The 20659-nt window shown below is 71.6% G+C and carries 23 protein-coding genes and 2 pseudogenes; 11 read left to right on the forward strand and 14 right to left on the reverse strand.

Annotation, left to right across the window (positions count from 1 at the left end; genetic code table 11):
* Genes E1292_RS15350 through E1292_RS15360 form a run of 3 tightly spaced genes read right to left on the reverse strand, consistent with a single transcriptional unit; the run spans nt 1 to nt 3064 of the window.
* Nucleotides 1-828, reverse strand: a complete 828-nt coding sequence (locus E1292_RS15350) for a carbohydrate ABC transporter permease (RefSeq protein WP_132595822.1) — start codon at nt 826-828, stop codon at nt 1-3.
* Nucleotides 825-1760, reverse strand: coding sequence for a carbohydrate ABC transporter permease (locus E1292_RS15355; protein ID WP_220446851.1), 936 nt, complete (start codon nt 1758-1760; stop codon nt 825-827). Before E1292_RS15355 ends, E1292_RS15350 begins: the two co-directional genes overlap by 4 nt.
* Nucleotides 1757-3064: an ABC transporter substrate-binding protein gene (locus E1292_RS15360; RefSeq protein WP_220446852.1), complete on the reverse strand. Its 1308-nt coding sequence runs from the start codon at nt 3062-3064 to the stop codon at nt 1757-1759. The genes E1292_RS15355 and E1292_RS15360 overlap by 4 nt, the downstream gene beginning before the upstream one ends.
* 211 nt (nt 3065-3275) lie before the next feature.
* Between E1292_RS15360 and E1292_RS15365 the strand changes: the two genes are divergently transcribed.
* Complete coding sequence (locus E1292_RS15365) at nt 3276-4325, forward strand: LacI family DNA-binding transcriptional regulator (RefSeq protein ID WP_132595823.1); 1050 nt, start codon at nt 3276-3278, stop codon at nt 4323-4325.
* A 41-nt stretch (nt 4326-4366) separates the two neighbouring features.
* Here E1292_RS15365 and E1292_RS15370 read toward each other — a convergent pair whose 3' ends face one another.
* From E1292_RS15370 to E1292_RS15410, 8 genes are all read right to left on the reverse strand, one after another.
* Nucleotides 4367-4627 (reverse strand): hypothetical protein, encoded by a 261-nt coding sequence (locus E1292_RS15370; protein ID WP_132595824.1) that lies wholly within the window; start codon nt 4625-4627, stop codon nt 4367-4369.
* A gap of 100 nt (nt 4628-4727) precedes the next feature.
* The gene (locus tag E1292_RS15375; RefSeq protein ID WP_132595825.1) at nt 4728-4976 is read right to left on the reverse strand and encodes a hypothetical protein; all 249 of its coding nucleotides are present in this window, start codon (nt 4974-4976) and stop codon (nt 4728-4730) included.
* 264 nt (nt 4977-5240) lie between these two features.
* On the reverse strand, nt 5241-5633 hold the full coding sequence (locus E1292_RS15380) for a hypothetical protein (RefSeq protein ID WP_132595826.1): 393 nt from the start codon (nt 5631-5633) through the stop codon (nt 5241-5243).
* Between the two features lie 211 nt (nt 5634-5844).
* Entirely contained in the window at nt 5845-6150 is a 306-nt protein-coding gene (locus tag E1292_RS15385; RefSeq protein ID WP_132595827.1) for a hypothetical protein, read from the reverse strand.
* A gap of 231 nt (nt 6151-6381) precedes the next feature.
* Entirely contained in the window at nt 6382-7623 is a 1242-nt protein-coding gene (locus E1292_RS15395) for an MFS transporter (protein WP_439331890.1), read from the reverse strand.
* Between the two features lie 74 nt (nt 7624-7697).
* Nucleotides 7698-8678: an ABC transporter substrate-binding protein gene (locus E1292_RS15400; protein WP_132595828.1), complete on the reverse strand. Its 981-nt coding sequence runs from the start codon at nt 8676-8678 to the stop codon at nt 7698-7700.
* The gene (locus tag E1292_RS15405; protein ID WP_132595829.1) at nt 8675-9472 is read right to left on the reverse strand and encodes an ABC transporter ATP-binding protein; all 798 of its coding nucleotides are present in this window, start codon (nt 9470-9472) and stop codon (nt 8675-8677) included. Before E1292_RS15405 ends, E1292_RS15400 begins: the two co-directional genes overlap by 4 nt.
* Nucleotides 9472-10554, reverse strand: coding sequence for a FecCD family ABC transporter permease (locus E1292_RS15410; RefSeq protein WP_439331891.1), 1083 nt, complete (start codon nt 10552-10554; stop codon nt 9472-9474). The genes E1292_RS15405 and E1292_RS15410 overlap by 1 nt, the downstream gene beginning before the upstream one ends.
* Nucleotides 10555-10726: 172 nt before the next feature.
* Between E1292_RS15410 and E1292_RS15415 the strand changes: the two genes are divergently transcribed.
* The 7 genes and pseudogenes from E1292_RS15415 to E1292_RS15445 all read left to right on the forward strand — a co-directional run bounded on the left by E1292_RS15415 (nt 10727) and on the right by E1292_RS15445 (nt 16640).
* Nucleotides 10727-11752 (forward strand): permease, encoded by a 1026-nt coding sequence (locus tag E1292_RS15415; protein WP_132595830.1) that lies wholly within the window; start codon nt 10727-10729, stop codon nt 11750-11752.
* Nucleotides 11749-12438 carry a TIGR03943 family putative permease subunit gene (locus tag E1292_RS15420; RefSeq protein ID WP_165974550.1) on the forward strand — a complete coding sequence of 230 codons (690 nt, stop codon included), beginning with the start codon at nt 11749-11751 and terminating at the stop codon, nt 12436-12438. Before E1292_RS15415 ends, E1292_RS15420 begins: the two co-directional genes overlap by 4 nt.
* A 15-nt stretch (nt 12439-12453) precedes the next feature.
* Nucleotides 12454-13266, forward strand: a complete 813-nt coding sequence (locus E1292_RS15425) for a TIGR03943 family putative permease subunit (RefSeq protein WP_132595832.1) — start codon at nt 12454-12456, stop codon at nt 13264-13266.
* 123 nt (nt 13267-13389) lie between these two features.
* Nucleotides 13390-14040: pseudogene (locus E1292_RS55760) on the forward strand (ABC transporter substrate-binding protein); the annotation flags it as partial.
* A gap of 115 nt (nt 14041-14155) precedes the next feature.
* A pseudogene (locus E1292_RS54905) lies at nt 14156-14917 on the forward strand (ABC transporter substrate-binding protein); the annotation flags it as partial.
* Nucleotides 14914-15843, forward strand: coding sequence for an ABC transporter permease (locus tag E1292_RS15440; protein WP_165974548.1), 930 nt, complete (start codon nt 14914-14916; stop codon nt 15841-15843). The pseudogene E1292_RS54905 and the gene E1292_RS15440, both read left to right, overlap by 4 nt.
* A complete protein-coding gene (locus tag E1292_RS15445) occupies nt 15840-16640 on the forward strand; it encodes an ABC transporter permease (protein ID WP_132595834.1) in 801 nt (266 codons plus the stop codon). The genes E1292_RS15440 and E1292_RS15445 overlap by 4 nt, the downstream gene beginning before the upstream one ends.
* Before the next feature lie 74 nt (nt 16641-16714).
* On the opposite strand, the gene E1292_RS54910 is transcribed toward E1292_RS15445, so the two are convergent.
* Nucleotides 16715-16843: a hypothetical protein gene (locus E1292_RS54910; RefSeq protein WP_281284035.1), complete on the reverse strand. Its 129-nt coding sequence runs from the start codon at nt 16841-16843 to the stop codon at nt 16715-16717.
* Here E1292_RS54910 and E1292_RS15450 point away from each other — a divergent pair.
* From E1292_RS15450 to rpsR, 3 genes are all read left to right on the forward strand, one after another.
* Nucleotides 16832-17359 carry a class I SAM-dependent methyltransferase gene (locus E1292_RS15450; RefSeq protein WP_132595835.1) on the forward strand — a complete coding sequence of 176 codons (528 nt, stop codon included), beginning with the start codon at nt 16832-16834 and terminating at the stop codon, nt 17357-17359. The genes E1292_RS54910 and E1292_RS15450 overlap by 12 nt on opposite strands.
* Before the next feature lie 774 nt (nt 17360-18133).
* Nucleotides 18134-18436 carry a CobW C-terminal domain-containing protein gene (locus E1292_RS55400; RefSeq protein ID WP_342775658.1) on the forward strand — a complete coding sequence of 101 codons (303 nt, stop codon included), beginning with the start codon at nt 18134-18136 and terminating at the stop codon, nt 18434-18436.
* Between the two features lie 10 nt (nt 18437-18446).
* Nucleotides 18447-18674, forward strand: coding sequence for a 30S ribosomal protein S18 (gene rpsR / locus E1292_RS15460; protein ID WP_132595836.1), 228 nt, complete (start codon nt 18447-18449; stop codon nt 18672-18674).
* A gap of 48 nt (nt 18675-18722) precedes the next feature.
* Here the strand turns inward: rpsR and E1292_RS15465 are convergent, their stop codons facing one another.
* Nucleotides 18723-19214, reverse strand: coding sequence for a GerMN domain-containing protein (locus E1292_RS15465; RefSeq protein WP_132595837.1), 492 nt, complete (start codon nt 19212-19214; stop codon nt 18723-18725).
* Nucleotides 19211-20656 (reverse strand): ATP-binding protein, encoded by a 1446-nt coding sequence (locus E1292_RS15470; protein ID WP_132595838.1) that lies wholly within the window; start codon nt 20654-20656, stop codon nt 19211-19213. The genes E1292_RS15465 and E1292_RS15470 overlap by 4 nt, the downstream gene beginning before the upstream one ends.
* Between the last annotated feature and the right edge of the window lie 3 nt (nt 20657-20659).

Here is a 20659-nt window from a genome sequence, read left to right on the forward strand (position 1 = left end):
TCATCCCTTGATGGCACCGGCGGTCATGCCGGCGACGATCTTGCGGTTGAAGAAGACGAACAGCACCAGCGGGGGGATCGTGATCAGGACGATGTCCATGAACAGCAGGTTCCACTGGGTGTTGTACTGGCTCTGGAAGTTGTAGAGGGTGACCTGCACGGTGGCGTTCTCGTCGCCGGGTAGCAGGTAGAGCGGGTTGACGAAGTCGTTGAAGATGTTGACCGAGCTGACCAGGATGACCGTGATGGTCACCGGCCGCAGCAGCGGGAAGATCACCCGGAAGAACAGCCGCATGCCGCTGCAGCCGTCGATCTGGGCGGCCTCGTCCAGCTCGCGCGGGATGGCCGCGACGAACGCGCGGAACAGCAGCATCGCGAACGACAGATTGAAGGCCACTTCCGCGAGGATCATCCCGGGCAGCGTCTTGAACAGGCCGAGCGCCTGCAGCAGCCAGATCGTCGGCACCACCGCGGGCGGGATGATCAGCCCCGACAGGACGAGGAAGTCGGCCAGCTTCGCGACCTTGCCCGGGCGGCGCTGCAGGACGAACGAGGCCATGGCGGCGAAAACGACGAGCAGGGCGACCGAGGCGACGGTGATGATGGTGCTGTTGACGTAGGCGCGCAGCAGCACGTAGTCGCGCGCCTCGATCACGGCCATGAAGTTCTCGACGACCGGCCAGCTGGTGGGCCAGGCGAAGTCCAGGTCGATGGCCTGTTCCGGGTCCTTGACGGCGGTCAGCAGCATGAGCCCGAACGGGACCAGGAAGATCGCGGTGGCCAGGACCAGCGCGACGACCTCGCCGCTGAGCCTTCTCAGTGCTGTCATGCGGTGACCTGCCTCTTGCCGAGGAAGTAGTTGAGCGGCACGGCGATGGCCGTGACGACGATGAAGAGGATCACGTTGCCGGCGGTCGACAGGCCGAAGAAGCCGGCCTGGTACTGCTTGTAGATGATCGAGGCGATGGTGTCGCTGGTGAAGCCGGGGCCGCCGCGGGTCATCGTCCAGATGAGGTCGAACGAGCGCAGCCCGCCGACGAACGACAGGATGATCACCGAGTAGGTGGCCGGCCAGGACAGCGGCAGCGTGACGTGCCGGAAGCGGTGCCAGGCGCCGCCGCCATCCACCGCGACGGCCTGGTAGTACTCGCGCGGGATGGTCATGATGCCGGCGATGTAGATGACGGTGGCCAGGCCGACGCCCTTCCACACGTCCACCAGCGCGACCGACAGCAGCGCGGTGGCGGCGTCGCCGAGCCAGTCGCGGCCGTCGACGCCGACCAGCGCGAGGGCCTGGTTGACCAGGCCGGTCTGCGGTTTGAGCAGCATGGCGAAGGTGATGCCGACCGCGACCGTGGAGACCAGCGTCGGGAAGAACACCACCGAGCGCAGGAATCCGCGCAGCCGCAGCCTGCCGGTGAGCAGTACGCCGAGCAGCAGCCCGAGCACGACCTTGAGGCCGCTGGTGACGACGGCGTAGATGATCGTGTTCTGGAAGCCGATGCGCAGGTTCTGCTCGGCCAGGAAGTCGCGGAAGTTCTGCAGACCGACGAACTCGCTGTCGAACAACGTCCAACGGGTGAGCGCGAAGTAAAAGGCCATCGCCGTCGGCACCAGGAAGATGACCAGGAACACGACCGCGGCGGGCAGGTAGAGCGCGTACGGGTAGGCCGCGTCGCGCCGGCGGCGGGAGGCGCGGGCGTGCGCCCGCCCGGGTGCCGGGCCGGGCCCCATGCGGGGCCCGGTGTCCTGCGTGGTCACCACCCTGCCAACCCCAGCTGCTTGGCCTGCTTCTCGACGTCCTTGTCGTACTGGGCGGCCCCCTCGGCGGCCGGGGTCAGGCCGGAGCCGACGGCGACCGTGATCTGCTCCAGCGACGGGCCCTTCACCGGCGAGACGAACTCCAGCGCCGGCGCCGTGGTGCCCTCGTCCACGTAGGCCTGCAGGTCCTTGGCCGCCTGGATGGCGTCGTCGGGCAGCTCGGCCCCGGTGATCCGGTACGGCCCGGCAGGCGGCACGGCCTTGGTGACGGCGTCGGCGGCGGCCGGCGAGGCGACGAAGGCCAGGAACTTCTTGGCCGCCTCCAGGTTCTCGGTGGTCTTGGCGATGTAGACGCCGGCCGGCTCCCAGATCGTGGCGCCGTTCTTGGCGGCGTCAGTGCCGGGGATGCCGAAGAAGCCGATGTCGGTGGCCGCCTGGGGCATGGTGGCGACGAACGGCGGGAGCTGGGCGCTCAGCATCGGGTAGTGCGCGCCCTTGCCCTCGGCCAGCAGCTTCATGCCCTGGTCGGCGGTGGCCGAGCCGAAGCCCTCCTGCAGGTAGCCCTTGGCGTGCACCTCGGCCAGGTGGTCGAAGCCGGCCTGGGCGGCGGGGGTGGTGGCGAACTTGGCCTTGTTGGCCGTGTAGTCCTGAGCGAAGGTCGGCACCGCCGCCTGCACGTTGTAGTAGTCGCCCAGCACGAACAGCTGCGAGGTCCAGGTGTCCTTGAACGTGCCGATCACCGGCGCGATACCGGCTGCCTTGATCTTGTCGCTGTTGGCCACGAAGTCGGCCCAGGTCTTGGGCACCTCCAGCTTGAGCTGCTCGTAGACCTTGCGGTTGTAGAGAATGCCGCCGCCCATGGCGGTGCCGCCGGGCACGCCGTAGACCTTGCCCTCCTGGCTGACCACGGGCAGGAAGTCCTTGGCCACGTTGGCCAGCACCGGGTCGCCGGTGAGGTCGACCATGGTCTGCGCGGGGTTGAGCGCCTGCAGCAGCGACCCGGAGTTGTACCAGAACACATCCGACATGTCGCCCGTCGACAGCCGGGTCTTGACGATGTTGTCGCCCTCGCTGCCTCCGGGCCGAGTCTCGGTCTCGATCTTGATAGTGGGATTGGCCTGCATGAACGTGTCCGCGAGCGCCTTGGCGGTGTCCACGGTGGCCGGGCTGTTGTCGATGAGGAACTTCAAGGTGACCGAGCCGGCGGCGGCGGTTCCCGAATCGGAGCCCGAGCCGCACGAGGTCAGGGCCGCCATCGCGAGAACGGCAAGGGCCGCTCCCGTCATGCGGTGCGAGGTCTTCACAACGCCCCTCCGGGTTCGTTGAAACGATTTAAGCGCCCCCCGATGCGAGTTAACGTAGGCGGTACCTGGCAGGCCGTCAAGAGTTTCCTTGGGGAACGGTCCCCTATCGTGACTGTTGTGAACAGGGGCTCAGCCATCCTTCAGATCGAAAAGATGGGTAACGTTACCCACCACGTCGGACCCATAGAATCGACTGGACGGAAGGTGGCACATGGTCACACGAGACCGGCGGCGCAGGGTGACCATCACCGACGTGGCCGAGCACGCCCAGGTCTCCACCACAGCGGTGTCGAAAGTGCTGCGCAACGCCTACGGCGTCAGCGAGGCCATGCGGCTCAAGGTGCAGGCCGCCATCGACGAACTCGGCTACCGCCCCCACAACGCGGCCCGGGCCATGCGCGGGCGCACCTTCACCATCGGCGTGCTCCTGCCGCACATCCGCAACCCCTTCTTCGCCGACATCCTCGACGGCCTGACAGATGAGATCTCCGCCAGCGGCTACCAAGCGATCATGGTCCAGAGCGGCGGCAACGACCCCGCGGCAGAGCGTCGGGCCAGTGACGCGCTGGTCGACCGGCAGGTGGACGGCGTCCTCTGGGTCGCCCCGGTCTGCCCGAGAGGACAACTGGAGAAACTCGCGAAGGACATCCCCCTCGTCGTGCTCGGCCGCCACGACCGCTCGGCGCTGTACGACTGCGTGCTCGACGACGACGAGGTCGGCGCCGAGCTCGTGGTCGAGCACCTCATCGCGCTCGGCCATCGCCGCATCGCGCACATCACGCAGAAGGACACCGTCGGGGGCCGCACTGCCCTGCTGCACACGATCAGGGCCGCGACCTACGAGCGGATGATGACCGAGCACGGCCTGGCCGACCACATCGCCATCGCCGCCACCTCCTACACGGAGGAAGGCGGCTACGACGGCGCGCGCGAGCTGCTGGTTCGCGACCCCCGCCCCACGGCCATCTTCGCCGGCGCCGACCAGGCCGCCTTCGGCGCCCTCGCGGCCGTTCACGAGGCGGGCCTGAGCGTGCCCGGCGACATCTCGGTGGCGGGCTACGACAACGCACGCCTGACCGGCCTCGCGCACGTGGCGCTGACCAGCGTCGACCAGGACGGCGCCATCATGGGCCAGACCGCCGGCCGGCTGCTGCTCGAACGCATCGCCGGCCGTACCGCCGCGGTCCGCTTCTCCGTCACCCCGACCCTTGTGGCCCGCCGTTCCACGGCATCCCCGGGCCCGTCCCTGCTCGGCGAGTAACGCGTTGGCCTGGGCGAACACCGTCTTCACGGCGTAGCGCCTTACCGGCCGCAGTCTTTGAAGCCCTGCCGGTAACCCTTCTGCCATCCGGTGGTGTACTCCTCGGAGCCGAAGGCGGTGGCGGCGCCGGGGCAGCCGTTGCGGCAGTCTTGAACGCCTCGGCGGTAACCCTCCGTGATACCCGCCTGGCACTCCTGATCGCACGGATCGGGGCTGCGCGACAGCGCGACGGCGTTCGCGGGGCCGAGGGCGATGGCGACGAAGACGGCGCAGGGCAGCAGGCGGTGCCGGGTACGCGACAACGTCGGCTCCTCTCGATCGTGGCGATGTTCCGGCAGGGCCGGCTGCTCGCGTGCCGCGACCCCGCGGGGCACCGTGCGGGCCCCGGCCTTTTCCGGCCGGTCACGAGTACAGGCGCACCTCTTCCTCCGGCTCGTCGCCGGTGTTGGCGCAGAGCCCGTGCGGGTCCGGGTCGTCGTCGCCCTGCCGGTCCTGGCACACCCAGGTCTGCCCGTCGACCTGCACCGTCAGGCCGGCGAATCCGCTGGTCCCCGGCGCGCTGCCGTCCATGGCCGCCTTGGCCACCTTCCTGGCGGTCTCGCACGCCCCTTTTCGGTCGTGGACGCTCTTGGCCACCACCGACAGCCCCACCGTGCCGCACTGGAACTCCTTGGCCGCGTCCTCTCCGGGCGCGGGGTCCCGTACGAACGGTGGGGAGGCGGCCGACCGGCTCTAGGGAACGGCTGACGCGGCGGGCAGGGCGGCGGCGACGGTGGCGGAGATCCCCGCAGCCAGCAAGGCGACGGAGACGCGAATCGAGATCTTGCCCATCTGGAACACTTCCCCCTGCGACGGTCCGGAGCGGGACAGGACGGTCTCAAGCCGGCGCGACGGCCAGATCCTGGAGCGGCTTCCTCAGCCCAGCGGCTGGAACTCCGACAACGACAGCGTCTCCCCTTCGTGGGAGCATTCGACGTAAGCCTGGTCGACCTCCCTTTTCTGTACGCAGGCCCAGCCGGCGCCGTCGACCTGCACCGAGACGGCCCGCTCCGCGCCGGCCGGCTGCGGAGCAGCGGCGTAGGCGCCGGCCACCGCCCCGGCCTCGGCGCACGCCTGGGCCATCTCCTGGTCGCTCTGCATCGTCATCTTCAGCCCGCCGGGCCCCTGCCCGCAGGCGAAGAGGTCACAAGCCGCGGGCCGGCCGGACGAGGCCGACACCGCCGGGGACAGGCCACCGGTGACGACGAGCGCCCCCGCAGCCAGGAGGGCGGAGGAGACGCGGATGAGGATTGTTCGCGTAGCCGGCATGTGGAACACCCCCGAAACGCTCGGAGTCGTTTCCGACCTCTCCAGCATGACCTGCCAGGCCGCTGCGCACGTCATGGGCGAGCGAGGAAAAGCCCTCGTCCACGAGGCGCGGACACTGGCGATCCAAACCCAACCGGCGCATCCGGTACGGGATGGCGGGCGTCCTGATCGCATGGCGGCAGGGCAGCGTGCGGGAGGGCTGTCACCCGGTTCAGCCGGGCGGCTCCGCCAGCCGCTCCGGCCGGGTCCAACCGGCCCAGCCGCGCTCGCGCATCAGCTCCCGCATCCGCTCCGACCGCGGGTTGGACTCGACGGCGAGAGCGTCGACAAGGTCGAGCGCCAGATCGTCGTGCGCCATCTCGCCGGCGGTGTGCGCCCGCTCGGCCCGGCCGGCCAGGATGTCGGCGACCTCCTCCAGACGCTGGTCGTCGCCTGCGTCGCTGTCCAACATCTCCGACAGGATCCGATAGAGCCGAACGAGTTGGGGGTCGTCGAGCTGCGCGAGTTTCCACGACATGACCTCGCGGATGCGGTCGGTCCAGCGAGCCGCGACCAGGATCCAAGTCCTTCAGGTGCCACAACCTGGCGACCAGGACGAGGTTCTCCCGCCCGCTGAGGACCCCGTCGACCGCCGCGAACTGCCCGGTGAGACTGATGGACCCGCGTACGTCGGCGGCCTGGGTCGCGACGTCGAAGCCGTTGACACGGGCGGTCCCTGTGTCGGCCCTGAGCAGCGTGGACAGGATCCTCAGGCCCTCTCGTGGCGGGAGAAGCCGCGGCTGCCGGGGACCAGGGCCGCCGCGGCGGGCGCGAGGAAGCAGACCAGCGCGCAGACGGCCAGGACCGGCCGCGGGCCGAAGGCGTCGATGGCCGGGGCGAGGAAGGCCAGTCCGACGGGGGCCAGGCCGTAGGAGACGAGGAAGTCGAGCGAGGAGACGCGGGCGAGCAGGCGCGGCTCCACCTCGCGCTGGGTGGCGGTGAACCAGGGCACGTTGAACAGCTCGATGCCCAGCCCGGCCAGCGCGTAGCCGGTGAACACGACGACCGGGTGCACCGGCAGCAGGAGGCCGAGCGGCGCGAATCCGTACAGGGCGAGGCCGGCCAGCGCGGTCCAGCCCTGGGCGCGCGGTTTCCACCGGGCCACGAGCAGGGCCCCGGCGAGCGCGCCGAGGGTGTAGGCGGTGAGCGCCGCCGCGAGGACCGCCTCGGTGCCGTACCGGTCGCGGCTGACCAGCGGCAGGGCCACGCCGGTGGCCGAGTAACCGGTGAAGATGACGGCGGCCAGTGCGCCCAGGCCGGCGAGGAACCACGGGTGCCGCCGCGCCTCGCGTACGCCCTCACCGAACTCCTCCAGCAGCCGGGGCCGCCGCACGTCGGCTGCCGGAGCGGGAAGTCCTCGCGGCGGCAGCAGCGCGGCGGCCAGCCACAGCGTCCCGGTGCCGACCAGCAGCCACCAGGTGTCCACGACGGCCGCCAGCAGCGCGGTGCCGGCCGGCGCGACCAGGGTGGTGACGCGCACGGCCAGCGTGATGGCGGCGTTGCCCTGCTGCCGCCGGCCGGGGTCCACCACCTCGGCGGTGAGCGCCTGGAACGCGGGCCGGCACGCGCCCTGGCCGGCGCCGACGACGGCCGCCGCCACGGCCATGAGCGGGACGGAACGGCCCAGCCCGAGCGCGATGAACGGGGTTGCGAGCGCGGCCGCCAGCCCGGCCCAGAACACGACGGCCCGGCGTGGGTACCGGTCGGCCAGGACCCCGCTGATCGGGACCGCGAGCAGGAAGCCTGCGGTGCGGGTGGCCAGGACGATCCCGAGGCCGGCGGCGGTGAGCGTGCGGTCGAGAACGGCGAGCCCCAGCACGAACGGCAGCGCCCAGGTCGCCAGGCCCGAGGCGGTGGTGCCGCACCACAGCAGGACGAATCGCCCCTCGCGCAGGATGGAGCGCGCTCGAGGCCGGGGCGGGTCCGCGTCGGTACGCGGTGATGCGGTCACGGGAGATGCTCCTCCAGAGGCTTCCTGCGTGCTCGACCGGTCACTTCCGGAGTTCGTGCAGGTATCTCGACCGGTCACTTCCGGAGTTCGCGCAGGTATGCGGCGAATCCTTCCAGGCCGTCGATGTTGCGCGGGCCGCTGATGCCCTCGTTGTAGTCGAGGACGTGGAAGCGGTCATTGACCACGGCGGGCAGCTTGCTGGTGGCCGGGAACTCCTTCAGGAACTCGATCTTCTCCTGGGCGGGCTTGTCCCCGTAGTCGAGGATGATGATGACCTCCGGCCTGGCCTGGACGACGGCCTCCCAGGTGACCTCGCTCCAGCGGGCGTCCAGGTCGCCGAAGATGTTCCGGCCGCCGGCGAAGCGGATGATGTCGTTGGGAGGCACCTGGCTGCCGGCGGTGAACGGCTTGTCGGTGCCCGAGTCGTACAGGAAGACAGGGATCGGATCGCCCTTGGGCGCCTGCGCGCGTACCGCCTCGACGCGCTCGCGGTAGCCGGCGATCAGCATTCGGGCTCTGTCCTCGACGCCGAAGATCCGGCCGAGGCGTTCGAGGTCGGTGTAGAGGGCCTCGAACGGGGTGACCCGCTCCGGGTGGCCGGGGTAGTTGAAGCACGACTCGGTATGCATGAAGCTCTGGATCTTCAGGCCGTCGAGGATCTCGGGGGTGATGCCGCGCTGGTCGCTGAAGCCGGAGCGCCATCCGGCGACCACGAAGTCGGACCTGGCGTCAACGACGAGTTCGCCGTTGAGCAGGTCGTCGCCGAGGAACTCGACCTCGGCGTACTCGCTCGCCCACGGCGATTCCGTGACCGGCGGGTTGGCCGGCGGCATCACGTAGCCGTGCACGTGGTCGGTGAGACCGAGGGCGAACATCTTGTCCGCGCTGCCGCCCTCGTAGACGACCGCGCGCTGCGGAGTGGTGTAGTCGACGGCCTGCCCGCACCTGTTGACCGTCACCTTGCGCGCGGCGGCGGGGGCGTCCTGCACCTGCGCGCCGCATCCCGTGAGCAGGAGCGTGCCCGCCAGGAGCGCGACGAAAGTACGTGTGTTCACGCGACGTTTCCTTCCATGGTCGTGGCCGAGCCCAGGTCGTAGAGCACCTGGGGGACTCCGGTCAGCGGATGCGTGACGACGCTCGCCTCGACGCCGAACACCTCGCGGAGGAGCTCTTCGGTGACGACATCGGCGGGCGGGCCGTACGCGACGAGGCGACCGTGGGACAACACCGCCAGCCGGTCGCACGCGGAGGCGGCGAGATTGAGGTCGTGCAACGTGACCAGCACGGTCAGCCCTGAGCCCTTGAGCATCGACAGCAGCCGGATCTGGTGGTGCAGGTCGAGGTGATTGGTCGGCTCGTCGAGGACCAGCACCTGCGGCTCCTGCACGAGCGCTCGGGCCACCAGGACACGCTGGCGTTCGCCGCCGGACAGCGACAGCACGCCACGGCTCGCCAGGTGCAGCACCTCCATCCGGGCCATGGCCCGCCGGCACAGCTCACGTTCCCGGGCGCTGAGCGCCTGGTTGCCGCGCACGTGAGGAGCGCGGCCGAGGGCGACGACCTCCTCGACGGTGAAGTCGAGGTCCGCCCGCCCTTCCTGGGTGAGCGCGGCGATCACGCGCGCGCTGTCCCGCAGCGGCATGTGTGACAGGTCCTTGCCGTCGATCCGGACCGCGCCGCCTGTCGGCCGCAACGCCCGGTACACGCACCGCAGCGCCGTCGTCTTGCCCGACCCGTTGGGCCCGATCAGGCCCACGACCTGCCTCGCCTCCACGGCGAGTGCCAGGTCCTCGACGACGGCGGCGCCGTCGATGGTCACCGAGAGCCCGTCCAGCAGCAGGCTCGTCATCAGCGCCCTCCGAACAGGTAACCGCGGCGGCGTAGCAGGACGACGAACACCGGTACGCCCACCAGTGCGGTGATCACGCCCAGCGGCAGCTCGCGCGGGGCCACCAGGGTCCTGGCCACCAGATCGGCCCACACCATGAAGACCGCCCCGACCAGCGGCGCGATCGCGAGCACGCGCCCGTGCGCCGCGCCCACCCACAGGCGCACCAGGTGCGGGATCACCAGCCCGACGAACCCGATCGCGCCGCTGACCGCGACCATCGCCCCCGTCGCCAGCGACGTCAGCACGAACAGGCCGCGGCGCAACCTGAGCGTGTCGACACCCAGGCTCACCGACGTCTCATCGCCCAGGGCGAGAACGTCCAGGCTCCGCGCGAAGCGGCGCAGCACCACGACGGTGACCGCGGTGACGACCGTCACGACCGGCAGCGCTCCCCACGTCGCCGCGCCGAAGCCGCCCATCGACCAGAACAGCACCGTGCTCGTCGACTCCCCGTCAGGGACGAAGTACACGATCAGGCTCATCACCGCCTGGAAGCCGAACGCCATCGCCACCCCGGTGAGCACCAGCCGCAGCGGCATCAGGCCCCCGGCTCCGCGCGAGGCCAGGTAGACCAGGGCGGAGACGAGCAGCGCGCCGAGGAAGGCGCCCGCCGAGACCGCGTAGATCCCCAGAGCGGTGAGCGCGCCCGTGACGCCGACCAGCACCGCCCCGGCGGACGCCCCCGACGACACGCCGAGGACGAACGGGTCGGCCAGCGCGTTGCGCACCATCGCCTGGATCGCGACCCCGACCACGCTCAGGCCTGCCCCCACGAGCACCGCCAGGAGCACGCGCGGCGTGCGCACCTGCCAGATGATCTGGTACGCCGTGACATCGTCGGCGGAGATCGAACCGCCGGTCACGGCCGCCCAAAGGTAGCGCAGCGTCTCCCCCGGCGGCACGGTCGCGGCGCCCAGGCCGATCGCCAGCAACACCGACACCGCGAGGACACCGGCCAGCGAAGCGACGATCAGGGGTGTCGCCGACGCCGTGGCGGACGGAGGGGCTTCAGCTCCGGGAACGGCCGGCAGGGATGCCACATCGGAGTCCAAGGAGCCCGGCTCGGGCAACGATCTCACAGCTGCTCCAGAAAATGAGAATCATTTCCAGGAGACCGTACCATCACAAATGCCCCATGCGCGTTCGGGGCGAGGGCGCTGGACAACCGGGCTAGTCTGCTGCCGCTGACCCGGATGCGGATGGGAGAGGGCGATGTCGCTGCCGAGCACCACCGACCGGCCGGGCCCGGAAGGCGGCCCTCCGCCGGAGTCCGGAGCGCGCCGGCACTCCGGCGGGTTCCGGCTGCCTTGGGCGTTCATCGTCCTGGTGGCCCTGCTGGCGGCGGGACGGTTCCTGCTCGCTCCCTACCTGACGGATCCGGCGTTGCAGACGTGGGCGACCGTGTTCGTGGCGGTGTGCGTCCAGGCGCTGCCGTTCCTGGTGCTGGGGGTGGCGCTGTCGGCGGCCATCACCGCGTTCGTGCCGCCGTCGTTCTGGACGCGGGCCTTGCCGCGGCACACGTATGCGGCGGTGCCGGTCGCGGGGGTGGCAGGGGCGGTGCTGCCCGGGTGCGAGTGCGCGTCGGTCCCGGTGGCCTCGGGGCTGATGGCCAGAGGTGTGGCGCCGCCGGCGGCGCTGGCGTTCCTGCTGTCCTCCCCGGCGATCAACCCGGTGGTGCTGGTGTCCACCGCGGTGGCCTTCCCCGACGACCCGTCCATGGTGGTCGCCAGGTTCGCCGCCTCGCTGGTGGTGGCCGTGCTGGCGGGCTGGATCTGGGCGCGGTTCGGGCGCGCCGCCTGGTTGCCTGCGCCTCGCCGGACGGTCGGGACCGGCGAGGGCAAGGTGAGCGCCTTCCTGGACGCGATGCGTCATGACCTGCTGCACGCGGGCGGGTTCCTGGTCGTCGGCGCGCTGGCCGCGGCGACACTCAATGTGGCGATCCCCCGAGAGTGGCTGACCGCGGTGGCCGGGGTGCCGGTGGTGTCCGTGCTGGTGCTGGCCTTGCTGGCGGTGCTGCTGTCGATCTGCTCGGAGGCCGACGCCTTCGTGGCGGCTTCCCTCACGGCGTTCTCCCCCACGGCCAAGCTGGCCTTCCTCGTGGTCGGCCCGATGGCGGACCTGAAGCTCATCGCCCTGCAGGCGGGCACCTTCGGCCGCGCCTTCGTCCGGCGATTCGCGCCACTCACGCTGGTCCTCGCGATCGGAGTCAGCTTCGTCGCGGGGTGGACACTGCTGTGAGCCGCCAGACGCAGGGCGCCGTCCTGCTGGTCCTCGGGGCGACGCTGCTGAGCATCTCCGCGTTCTCCACGACCTACCTCAACTACGTCAGACCCGGTTTCCGGCCGCTGATCGTGGGCGCCGGCGCGGTGCTGGCGGCCCTCGGCCTGCTGTCCGTCGTCGCCGACATGCTGGGCCGGCCCCGTGCCCACGACCACGGCTCGCGAGTGGCGTGGCTCCTGGCCGCGCCCGTCTTCGCCCTCGTGCTCGTCGCTCCGCCCGCGCTCGGCGCCTTCGCGGCCAGGCGCGATGACGGCTCGCCGGCACGCTCCAGGACCGCGGCCCATGACGCCCTCGCCCGGAGCGGGGTGACGGAGCTGACCCTGGGCGAGTTCATCGGACGCGCCTACGCGCCGTCGAGCCCGACGCTCGCGGGCAGGAAGGTCAGGCTGATCGGCTTCGCCGTCCCGGGCGAGGGCGGCAGGGGCTGGTACCTCACCCGGATGCAGGTTCGCTGCTGCGCCGCCGACGCCCTCGCACTGGAGGTCGCCGTCCACGGTGCGCCCGCACCAGCGGAGGACTCCTGGGTGGCGGTCACCGGAACCTGGGTGCCGTGGCCGGACGGCGTGCCCGATGAGTACGCGGTCCCGGACCTGACCGCGACCGAGGTAAGCGGCATCGAGCAGCCGACAGAGCCGTACGAGTAGGACGGAGATCATTTTGTGAACCGGGTCACGCAGCACCTGATCCTCCTCCTGCTCGGCGGAGCGCTCCTGAAGATCTCCGCCTTCTCCGCGGACTTCGCCAACTACGTCAAGCCGGGGTTCCGGCCCCTGCTGATCGCCGCGGGCACGGTGCTGATCTTCCTGCCGGTGGCCTCGGCGGCCTTCGACCACCGCAGGAGCAGGGGCGTCGCACGCCAAACGGAGCTCCGCCGCGCTCGCGCGATCGAGGAGGCGCACCTGGCGCGCCTGGTCGGCCGCGAACCGGTCATCCCCTCGCCGGCCCCGTCGCACCAGCATGGCCGTGCGGGCGGGCACCGGGTGGCGTCGCTGCTGATGATCCCCACAGCGGTGATCTTCCTGGCCGCTCCCCCGGCACTCGGCTCGTTCGCCGTCCAGCAGGCCGAGCAGGCCTCCCATACGCCTCCGCCCACCCTCGTCGAGGCTCGTCCCACCACCCTGAAGCCCGGCCGGGTGAACGTGCTGAGCATGATCGAGTTCGCCGATCTGGCCTGGGACGACCCCAGCGGCTCCCTGCGGGGCAAGACCGTCCGGCTGACGGGCTTCGTCGTGCCGTCCGGCCACGGTGGCGCGTGGTACCTCACGCGCATGCGGATCGCCTGCTGCGCCGCCGACGCCCTCACGATGCAGGTCGTGGTGAAAGGCGTTCCCGCACCCGAGACGGACTCCTGGGTGCGCGTCACCGGCACCTGGATCCCGCGGAAGGCGGGGGGAACGGGCACGTACAGCCCGCCGGAGATGACCGCTTCCCGCGTCGAGCGGATAACCCCGCCGGACGAGCCGTACGAGTGAGTCAGCGCAGGCGCCCGCGGACGGATCCGGAGACGATCTCCCGGATCGCCGTGAACACAGTTATCGTTTGCATGCTGGATCCGGACTTCGGCGGGAGATCAGGTGCGAGGACGAGCCGCGATCATGGTGACGGCGCTTCTGGGAGCGGTCCTTGGAGGGTGCGGCGCCCAAGGGCCCGGCGGGCAGGACCGGAGCCGGCTCACCCTGGCCGCCCCGCGCGACCTCGTCGCCGGGCCCGAGGACCCGTACTACACCCACCAGACGTTACGGGTGTGGGAGCCGCTGGTGACGGTGGACGACAAACTACGGCCCGCCCCCGCTCTGGCCACGTCCTGGGCCGTCGCGGACGAGGGGCGGCGCTGGACGTTCACGCTGCGCGAGGGCGTCGAGTTCAGCGACGGGACCCCGCTGACCGCCGAGGCGGTGGTGGCCAACGTCCAGCGGTTCCTGCGGATCGCGCCCCGGCAGTCGGCCTTCTTCAGCCTCGACGCCGGGATGGAGGCGGCCTACGGCAAGCTCGGCGACGTCCGCGCCGAGAACGGCCGGGTGGTGTTCGTCCTGAAGGAAGGGGTGGCCGACCTGCCGGGCAGGCTGGCGGGGTTCTACAGCATGGTCCAGTCGCCGAAGGCGTTCACCGCCTCGGGCGGCTTCGCCGGCAAGCCGGTGGGCACGGGGCCGTACACGCTGGCGGGCTGGACCAAGGGGCAGCAGGCCGTGCTCGCCGCCAACCCGCGCTACCACGGCGCCGCCCCCGCCTACGACAAGATCGTGGTCAGGGTGATCCCCGACGCCAACGCCCGGATCGCCGCCCTACGGGCCGGCGAGGTGGATGGGCTGATCGACAAGGGCGCGCTGCTGCCGGGCCAGGTCGCCCACGGTCGGCGGGGACAACTCCTTCCGCGTCGTCCGCAGCCCTTCGGTGCTGACGCACTACCTGACCTTCAACGCCTCCCGCGAACCGTTCTCCGACCCCCGCCTGCGCGAGGCCGCCGACCTGACCATCGACCGGCGGGCCATCGCCGACAAACTGCTCGCCGGCACGGCCACGCCGGGCGCGGCCTTCCTGTCGCCGGTCTTCGCCGACCTCGCCGATCGCGGCGTCACCGCCCCGTACGACCCCGCCAGGGCACGCGCGCTCGTGACCGGGGCGCGAGCGCCGGCCGAGCCCGTCACCATCCTGATCTCCTCCGCCGAGACCGGGCAGTTCCCCTACACCGACATCGCCGAGGTGCTGCGCGCCTCCTTCGAGCAGGCGGGCCTGCCGGCGAAGGTGACCGTGGCCGAGGCCACCAAGTCCGTGATGGAGGCCGGGGACTACGACGTCTTCCTCAGCGCGTACAGCGTGCCCAACGGCGACGTGGACTACCTGTTCCGCCGGTTCCTGCGCTCCGACGCGTCCTGGAACGTCGAACGCAGGCTCGGCTACCGCAACGTGCGATTCGACGAGCTGGTCGACCGGGCCGCGGCCGAGACGGATGCGGTCGCCCGCCGCGAGCTGTACCACCGCATCCAGCGACTGCTGGCCACCGACCGTCCGATGATCGCGCTGGCCTATCAGGACAATCCCATCGTGACGACCACCGATGTCAGCGGGATGACACAGAACGTTGCCTACGTAGCCGACCTGGGCAAGCTGGCGCCCCGCAGGTGACGGCCATCGTCCTGCGGCGCGCCGGAGAGCTCCTGCTCGTGCTCCTGGCGCTGTCGCTGCTGGTCTTCCTGCTGACCTCGCTCGCGCCGGGGGACCCGGCCGAGGAGATCCTGCGCCGCGGCGGCATCCAGCCCACAGCGGCAAGCGTCGCGTCACTGCGCGCCGAGCTCGGGCTCGACCGGCCGCTGTTCGATCAGTACCTGCGGTGGCTGGGCGCCGTGCTGCGCGGCGACCTCGGCCGCTCCTACACCGACCGCTCCCCGGTGGCGGCCGAGATCCTCGCGCGGGCGCCGGCCACGCTCCGGCTGGCGGGCGCGGCGGCTGCCGTCGCGGCAGGGCTCGCGCTGCTCGCCGCACTCAGACTCGCGTTCAGGCCACGGGCTCTCGACAGTCGCCTCCTCGCGCTCGTGACGGTGGCGATCGGCGGCATCCCTCCCTATATCGTGGGGATCCTGCTGATCAGCGGGGTGGCGGTCGGCTTGCGCGCGCTCCCCACCGGCGGCGACGGCAGCGCCGGCGCGGTGGTGCTGCCCGCACTCACCCTCGGCCTGGCCGGCGCCGCGACTCTGCTGCGGCTGCTCCGGGCCGACCTGTCGCGGGCCCTGCGACTGCCCTTCGTCAAATTCGCCGCGGTCAAAGGGCTGCGGCGGCGGCGGACGATCGCCGTCCATGCCCTCCGGGTGGCCGCGCCGAACGCGATCACCGCCGCGAGCCTGGTGCTCGCGGAGCTGCTGGCCGGCGCGGTGGTGGTGGAGACGCTGTTCGCCTGGCCCGGCGTGGGGCAGCTCGCCGTGGCGGCGATCAGGCAGCGGGACCTGCCCGTCGTGCAGGCGTACGTGCTGATCACCGGGGTCGCGACCGTGCTGCTCCTGGCGCTGACCGAGCTCTGCTTGTCGGCCTTCGACCCACGGCTGCGGCGCCGGTGAAGGGCCGCGCCGGGATCGCCATGATGGCGCTGGTCGTGCTGTTCTGCCTGCTCACACCGATGCTGACCGGGGACGACCCACACCTGCCCGATCTGGGGAGTGCCCTGCTGCCTCCCGGTCCCGAACACTGGCTCGGCACGGACCAGCTCGGCCGGGACCTCCTCACCCGGACGGCCGTGGCCGGCCGCACCTCCCTCCTGGTCGCGTTCGCCATCGTCGCCGTCACGACGGCGCTCGGCACGATCGCCGGCGCCGTGGCGGGACTGGTCGGCGGCGTACTTGACCGGCTGCTGCGCTTCGCCGCCACTGTGGCTCTTGCCCTGCCCGGACTCACGCTGGCGCTCGCGCTGGCGGGCGTCCTGCGGCCGGGGTTCCTCACCGTGCTGATCGCCCTCGTGCCGCTCGGCTGGGTGAACTGCGGCCTCGTCGCCCGCACGGCGACCCGGCAGGTGGTCTCCGCCGACCACGTCCTGGCCGTACGGGCCATCGGGGCGTCCCCGTACTACCTGCTCCGGCGCACCATCGGCCCGCACATCGCCGGCCCCGTGCTGACCGTCGCCACCGCCGACCTCGCCAGGACGCTCGTCGCCGTCACCTCGCTCAGCTTCCTCGGCATCGGGCTGCCCCCGCCCGACACCGACTGGGGCGGCATGGTCAGCGAGGCCATCCCGCTGCTCGTGGCCGCACCGCGGCTCGCGATCGTGCCTGCCCTCGCCCTCACCGTCACAGCGCTGGGCGTCGCGTTCATGGCGGACGCCCGCCATGAGGTGTCCGGCAGCGACCTTCATCACGGGTGATCGCCTGCCGCACCACCAGCGCCGATCGATCTCCCTAGCGGTTGACGGTTTACGCGATCGAATGACAATGATTATCATTTGACAAGCCCCGTCACCGACCGTTCGTAACGGAGAATGCCCATGTCACCCACCGGCATCGGCGCCGTCTTCGGCAGCGCCGCCACCCAGTACGCCGAGATCTCACCGCTGCTGTGGGATCGCATCGGCGAGGCGACGGTCCTGGCGGCCGGAGTCCGGGCAGCGAACGTGTTTTGGACGTCTGCTGCGGCGCGGGCGCCTCAGCCATACCGGCCGCTAAGGCGGCCGGGCCGGAGGGGCACGTGGACGCCGTCGACCTCGCCGGAGAGCTCCTCGCCCACGGCCGGCGCCGCGCCGCCGCCGAAGGGCTGCGGGGCGTGCGCTTCGTCCAGGCCGACGCCACCACCTGGGAGGATCACCCCTACGACGTGGTGCAATGCGTGCACGGCGTCTTCTTCCTGCCGGACATGGACGCCTCCGCCTCCCGCCTGACCGGGCTGCTCGCGCCCGGAGGGCGGCTGGTCGTCACCGCGTGGGCGCAAGGCGCGATGGAGGGCTTCGGCCGGCTGTTCGCCGAGGCTGTCGCGCGCGTGCGCGAGACCCCGACGGCTGCTCCCGCCGGCAAGCAGGCGGCGTCCCGGATCGACACCGAGGACGAGCTGGCCGCCACTTCCCTCATCGGGGCCGGTACGCGCTCGTGATCGGCGGCCCAGGTTCCCTGTCCCGTCCCGGTCACGACCGTCATGCGAACGCGTGGAACGGTACCCCCGTCGCCCTGGTCACGGGCTTGCACCGGAGCGCCCGCACCGCCGTGGTGGACCGGCTGCTGCGCCGCCATCCGGACGCCGTCGCGATCCACCACGACATGCGCCCCGCGGGTGAGGTGCTGGCCGAGCGGGTGGTGCGCGACGTCTTCGGCGTCCTGAGCCGGACCGAGGTGCGCCCGTCGCACGACCGCGTGACCTGTGCCGTCCGCGACGACCTCGTGCCCGAGCTGCTGCGCCGCGCTTCCACGGCGTCCCTTCTGGTGGTCGACCTGTGGGACGCGGTCGAGCCGCGCCCGGTGGCCGAGGCCCTCGCCACCCGGGAGGCGGCCGAGCGGCTGCGCCTGGCGTGCGTGCACACCGCGCTGGACGCCCGGCACGTGCCCGTGGCCCTCTGCCGGGGCGACCGCCTGGGCGAGACCGGCCGGGCGGCCCCCGGCGACGGCGTTTCCTGGCCGAGGTGCTGGCCCGGCAGATCGAGTACGCCACCAGCCTGTCCCTGCACGGCGGCGACGCCGAGGACGCCGAACTGTCGGCCGCCGTGCTCGCGCCCGTCCCGGCCTCACCGATGGCGCCCTGTGCGTGCGGGAGCTGGCCGAACGCGTCGATCCGGCCACCGCGCAACTTCCCGCCGACGCGCGGACCGGGGAGATCACCACGATGGTGTGGCACCGCCTGCGCCCCCTGCATCCGGTCCGGCTGTTCGACGCCATGGACGAGCTGGCGACCTCGACGGTCCGCTCCCGCGGCCGGTTCTGGCTGGCCAACCGCCCCCACCGCATGCTGGCCTGGGACGCGGTGGCCGGCGCGGTCTCCGTCGAGGACGTCGGGCCCTGGCCTGGAATCCGATCGTCGGTGACCGTGACCAGCACCTCGTCTTCACCGGCACCGACCTCGATCCGGCCCGCTTCCACGCCCTGCTCGACTCCTGCCTGCTCACCCAGGAGGAACAGGCGGCAGGCCCGGACGCCTGGGCCCACTACGACGACCCGTTCGCCCCCATCCTCACCATGAAGGAGACCGCGTGAAGACCCGCCGCGCCCCGCGCAGGAAGCCCAACCCCCTGCTGGACGTCGACTCCATCGACTACAAGGACACCAACCTGCTGCGCAAGTTCGTCTCCGACCGCGGCAAGATCCGCAGCCGCCGCGTCACCGGCGTCACCGTCCAGCAGCAGCGCAAGATCGCCAGAGCCATCAAGAACGCGCGCGAAATGGCGCTGCTCCCCTACGCCTCCCGGCCCAGCGCCTGACCCCTCGTCGAGTCGCTCCAGCGGCCCACCCCGGTGGTCGGGTAGCGCCTACACCGGGCAGTTCCGGGGGCCGACGCTCTGCCCGGCCCCGAGCACGGTGACCTGGACGGAATTCTCCGGCGTCGTGGCGGCCACCGTGCACACGATCTGCTCGACGGCCAGTGTGGACAGTTCGCCGGCCGAAGACGACAGGGTCACCACCAGGTGGCCGCCCGGCTTGACGGTCACCGAGAACGGGCCGGCTTCCGGCGGGACGTCGGTGGTGAGCCCGCGCGCCTGTTCCCTCCGGGTGGGTCCGGCTGCCAGCAGCGCGAGCGTGTCCTCACTGAACAGCGGACGGCGCTCGGGCCAGGGCCGCGTCACCGCGTTGGGCCGGCCGTCCTTGACCAGGTAGAGAGTAATTGTCGTGGTGAGTGCGACCGCTCCGCTCGGCGGCTCGCCGGCGGAGATGACGTCGCTGGGTCGCACGCCGCAGCCGGCCACGGCGACGAGCGATACGAGGCCCGCGGCGAGCACGCGGCGGGCGAGCCCGGTCCTCATTCGGGGCCTCCCCTGTCGATCTGCCCGTCCGGATCGTGTGCCCGGCGTGGCAGGCGGAGCGTGAAGACGGCGCCGCCGTCCGGGGCGTTGGTGACGGTGAGGTCGCCTCGGTGCAGGCGCGCGTTCTCCCGCGCGATGGCGAGGCCGAGGCCGCTGCCCTCGGACCTGGTCCTGGCCGCGCTGGCCTTGTAGAACCGGTCGAACACGTGCGGCAGCACCGTTGCGTCCAGCCCCGGTCCGTGGTCGCGGACCTCGACAACCATCCAGTGCGGGTCGGCGGAGAGCCGTACCGACACCGGTGGCTCGCCGTGCCGCAGAGCGTTGCCGACGAGGTTCGCGAGGATGACGTCCACCCGGCGCGGATCCAGCCGGGCCGTCACCGCGGGTGAAAGCTCGGTGTGCACCCGCTCCGGCCAGCCCCGGACGCGCAGGGTCGCGCGCACCAGCTCGGCCACGTCCACCTCGTTCAGCGCGAGGGCCGCGACGCCGGAGTCGAACCTGCTGATCTCGATGAGGTCGTTCACCAGCCCGGTGAGGTTGAGCGTCTCCTGGCTGACCAGCTTGGCGGCCCTGCCGGCGGGCTCGGGCAGCCGGGCCGCCTCCTCGTCGAGGACGTCGGCGACCGCGGCCAGCGCGGCCAGCGGGGTGCGCAGCTCGTGGGACACGTCGGCCACGAACCGGCGGGCGTCGGCCTCCATCTCGCGGAGCTGCTTGACGTGCCGTTCCAGCTCCGAGGCGGTGTTGTTGAACGTGTGTGCCACGTCGGCCAGCTCGTCGGAACCGCGGACCGCGATCCTGGTCCGCAGCTCGCCCTCGCCCAGCAGGCGTGCCGCCCGGCCGAGCTGGCGCACGGGGCGCAGCACGCCACGGGTGGCCAGCAGCGCGAGGGCGACCGCGAACGCCAGGGCCGCCCCGCCGGTGAGCCAGGCGGATGCGGCGAGCCCGTCGATGCTGCGCTGTTCGGGATGCAGGCTGCGCACGACGTAGACCTCGATGCCGGACGCCCGCGTCGGCCGGTCCCCCTCCACGATCAGCAACGGCGCGCCGATGATCAGGAAAGGGCTGCCCTGCCACACCACGCGTTGCCACACGATGTCGCCGTCGGCCACCGCCCGCCGCAACTGTGGTGGAAGCACCCTGGGATCCAGGCGACCCGGCGAGTGCGCCTCCTGGTAGACGGCGACCGCGGCGATGTTCCCGTCGGCCACGGTGGCGGCGATCTCGCCGAGCTCGGCCGGGCCCGGCGCCGCATTCCGCAGCGGGAAGAGCGTCTCCAGGCGGCTTCTCATCGTCAGCACCGCGGCGTCCTGGGTCCGCTGCAGGATGTCGTTGCGGGCCTGGACGTACATCCCGCCGGCCACCGCCGCCGCGGTGACCACGCACAGCAGCGCGAACGCGAACAACAGCCGGGCACGCAGCCCCAGGCTCAGCCGAGGTGCCACCGG

The organism is Nonomuraea deserti, assembly GCF_004348685.1.
Lineage (GTDB): Bacteria > Actinomycetota > Actinomycetes > Streptosporangiales > Streptosporangiaceae > Nonomuraea > Nonomuraea deserti.

Coding starts and splice junctions, on each gene's coding strand:
- E1292_RS15385 (WP_132595827.1), bottom strand. CDS start 6,150: ATGTCGTGGAAACTCGCGCAGCTCGACGACCCCCAACTCGTTCGGCTC.
- E1292_RS15405 (WP_132595829.1), bottom strand. CDS start 9,472: ATGACGAGCCTGCTGCTGGACGGGCTCTCGGTGACCATCGACGGCGCC.
- E1292_RS15350 (WP_132595822.1), bottom strand. CDS start 828: ATGACAGCACTGAGAAGGCTCAGCGGCGAGGTCGTCGCGCTGGTCCTG.
- E1292_RS15415 (WP_132595830.1), top strand. CDS start 10,727: ATGTCGCTGCCGAGCACCACCGACCGGCCGGGCCCGGAAGGCGGCCCT.
- E1292_RS54910 (WP_281284035.1), bottom strand. CDS start 16,843: ATGCGATCCCACAGCAGCGGTGAGATCTCGGCGTACTGGGTGGCGGCG.
- E1292_RS55400 (WP_342775658.1), top strand. CDS start 18,134: ATGGACGAGCTGGCGACCTCGACGGTCCGCTCCCGCGGCCGGTTCTGG.
- E1292_RS15380 (WP_132595826.1), bottom strand. CDS start 5,633: ATGCCGGCTACGCGAACAATCCTCATCCGCGTCTCCTCCGCCCTCCTG.
- E1292_RS15365 (WP_132595823.1), top strand. CDS start 3,276: ATGGTCACACGAGACCGGCGGCGCAGGGTGACCATCACCGACGTGGCC.
- E1292_RS15465 (WP_132595837.1), bottom strand. CDS start 19,214: ATGAGGACCGGGCTCGCCCGCCGCGTGCTCGCCGCGGGCCTCGTATCG.